The organism is Sphingomonas sp. SRS2 (assembly GCF_000971055.1).
Taxonomy (GTDB): Bacteria; Pseudomonadota; Alphaproteobacteria; order Sphingomonadales; family Sphingomonadaceae; genus Rhizorhabdus.
The window spans coordinates 1-2,880 of sequence record NZ_LARW01000107.1; the positions used below are offsets into that span (position 1 = coordinate 1).

2 protein-coding genes and 1 pseudogene are annotated in these 2,880 nt (G+C 61.0%); all 3 read right to left on the reverse strand.

The genetic code is table 11. From position 1 onward, the window contains the following. Positions 1–251: 251 nt before the first annotated feature. Positions 252–443, reverse strand: a pseudogene (locus WP12_RS15865) (transposase); the annotation flags it as partial. Positions 444–484: 41 nt separating this feature from the next. After that, a complete protein-coding gene (locus WP12_RS15870; RefSeq protein WP_044663225.1) occupies positions 485–1,708 on the reverse strand; it encodes an IS256-like element ISSpwi2 family transposase in 1,224 nt (407 codons plus the stop codon). Beyond that, positions 1,600–2,544: an IS5 family transposase gene (locus WP12_RS15875; RefSeq protein ID WP_084691189.1), complete on the reverse strand. Its 945-nt coding sequence runs from the start codon at positions 2,542–2,544 to the stop codon at positions 1,600–1,602. The genes WP12_RS15870 and WP12_RS15875 overlap by 109 nt, the downstream gene beginning before the upstream one ends. Between the last annotated feature and the right edge of the window lie 336 nt (positions 2,545–2,880).

Consider the following 2,880-nt stretch of genomic DNA (forward strand, 5'->3'; position numbering starts at 1 on the left):
GGCTTCGGCTGTTGGTCGATCATCACTAACTGCTACCCACAGCGAGGCGACGCCGCAACGTCCGCTTGCCACCACTTCTTGCCGTTTCGCTTAGGGTGTCATTTCGCCCTCAGCCGGAACCGACCCCTGATAGGGGGTTTTGACTGCCAAGTCGGTTCCGAGTGGTTAGGAATGGCCAGGATCGGGGATTTTAGGCGGCATAGTCTCCTGTATTGGCGCGATTTCCTGTTCCTTTCGGATTTTGGGCGCAACTATCCTGCCGTTTCCGATAAGCTGTGCCGCATAATGTAGATATTGGCCAACGCCAGCAGGCTGAAAATCTGCTGACCGTTCTTGTAGAGGCCGCGATAGCGGGTCTTGGCATAGCCGAACTGGCGCTTGACGATGCGGAAGACATGTTCGACCTTCGAGCGGTAGGACGACATCTTCCGGTTGATCCGACGGGGACTGTCAGGATTTCCGTGTGTGGCCGGGCGGTTGATCATCAGGCCGCCATGGCTCTGATGAAACGTTCGCCGAAGATCACGGCAAATTGCGCCTTCGCCATGGTCCACTCACGTGGTGGCATCTTCCACTCTTTCTCCGACCGATTCAAGATCAGGTAGAGCAGCTTGGTGGCGGCCTCGTCGCTGGGGAAGTGTCCCCTGGCCCTGACAGCCCGCCTGAGCTTCGAGTTCAAAGCTTCGATGGCGTTCGTAGTGTAGATGATCCGGCGGACCTCGTCGGGGAACGCAAAAAACGGGATCACCTCGCCCCAGGCGCGCCGCCAGCTCTGGCCGATGGCGGGATAGCGCTGCCCCCAAGGGCCAGCCTCAAATGCTGTCAGCGCCTTTTCGGCGGCATCTGCGTCGGTGGCACGGTAAATCTCCTTGAGCGCGCTGGCGAGGTTCTTTCGGTCCTTCCAGGAGACGAAGTCCATCGAGTTGCGCAGCAGGTGAACGATGCAGGTCTGGACGATCGCATCGGGGAACACTGCGGTGATCGCATCGGGAAAGCCCTTCAGGCCGTCAACGACGGCCAGCAGGATGTCTTCAACGCCACGGTTGCGAAGCTCGTTCATCACCCGAAGCCAGAACTTGGCACCCTCATTCTGCTCGAGCCACAAGCCGAGCACCTCCTTTGCGCCGTCGGCGCGGACGCCCAGCGCAATGTGGATCGCCTTGTTGCGCACCATGCCCTCGTCGCGGATCTTGACCCGGATCGCGTCGAAGAAGACCAGCGGGTAAACCGGATCGAGCGGCCGCTGCTGCCAAGTGGCGACCTCATCGAGCACGGCGTCGGTCACCGTGCTAATCAAATCGGGTGAGACGTCGATGCCGTATAGATCGTGCAGGTGCCTGGTGATCTCGCGGGTGCTCATGCCGCGCGCGTACATCGACACGATCTTGTCGTCGAAGCCGGGAAAGCGGCGTTGATACTTGGCGATCAACTGCGGGTCGAAGCTCGACTGGCGATCGCGCGGCACGTCGATCGCCAACTTGCCGGTGTCGGTCATTACCGTCTTCCGACCGTAGCCGTTGCGCATGTTGCCGGCGCCGTCTTCGCCAGCGAGGTGGTGATCCATCTCCGCATTCAGGGCACGCTCTGTCAGCGCCTTCTTCAGCGAATCGAGCAGACCGCCCTGCTCGAAGGCGGCACTGGCAGTGCCGCCCGCCAAAAGCTGATCGAGAAGCTCATTCGGTATGGCAGGTTCTTTGCGTCGTGACATAGTGGGACTCCTTGTTGCCCATTATGCCCGGCCACACACGGAAATCCTGACAGTCCCATCCGACGCTGCTCTTCGGTCAGTTCGTTGCCCTTCGCGCGCTTGAACGGTGTGGCCCAGACGACATCGCCTTCGTCGCGATCGGCATCAAGCGAACGCTCCTTGCTGGCATAGGCGCTGTCGCCGAAGGCAATCTCTTCCTCACCGTGAAGCAACGTGGCCGTCACGACCGAGTCATGCACATTGGCCGAGGTCATCTCGGCCGAATGGACGCATCCCGAGACCGCGTCCGCGCCGATATGCGCCTTCATGCCGAAATACCACTGGTTGCCCTTGCGAGTCTGCTTCATCTCCGGATCGCGCGACTTCGTCCGGTTCTTGGTCGACGGCGGCGCGGCAATCAAAGTCGCATCGACGATCGTTCCCTGACGCAGCAGCAACCCGCGCTCGGCCAAAAGCGCCGTCATCTCGTCGAACAGCGCTTTGCCGAGCGCATGCTTCTCGAGCAAATGCCGGAACTTCAAGATCGTCGTCTCGTCGGGCACACCTTCGAAGTCGACATCAAGCCCGGCAAATCGCCTCAGCAGCGGCGTCTCCCACAGCGCTTCTTCCATCGCCGGATCCGACAGGCCGAACCATTGCTGCATGAAATGGATCTTCAGCATCGCCCGCAACGGATAGGGCCGGCGCCCGCGGCCAGCCACCGGATAGCTGGGAAGGATCAGCTGTTCGAACCGCTCCCAGGGAACCACCGCATCCATCTCCGCCAGAAACACCTCGCGACGGGTCTGCTTGCGTGCTCGACCGCATCCCAGCTCCGATAATCGCCCCTGTCTCATTCCATTCCCCTCCCAGAAACAGAATCAGATCAGCGCTCGCCCTGCAAGCCCAACTTGTTCAGAGTTTCCCTAGGTGCCGCTCGCCCCACCGGGTCGCAAAAGCATCTGATATGATCTTCCAGTCACCGCCGACGCTGCTCGCGCCGTGGTTCACGCCCATACAGGAACATTGGCACTCCTCGCCCTGGGCCGCCCAACAGGCCGGCGCGGGCTCTGTTGCAAAGATTGGCGGCAGTCAGAGGTAGGCTGTCGCTCTGCGCCGATCAGGCGGCTGCTGCGAAATGGTGGTTGAGCATGCCCATGGCCTCCGTCAGCGCCGAGGGCCCAATGCCAAAA

What these genes read in the sequence shown, in the direction of transcription:
- WP12_RS15870 (WP_044663225.1), bottom strand. Translation starts at nt 1,708, where the DNA reads ATGTCACGACGCAAAGAACCTGCCATACCGAATGAGCTTCTCGATCAG.
- WP12_RS15875 (WP_084691189.1), bottom strand. Translation starts at nt 2,544, where the DNA reads ATGAGACAGGGGCGATTATCGGAGCTGGGATGCGGTCGAGCACGCAAG.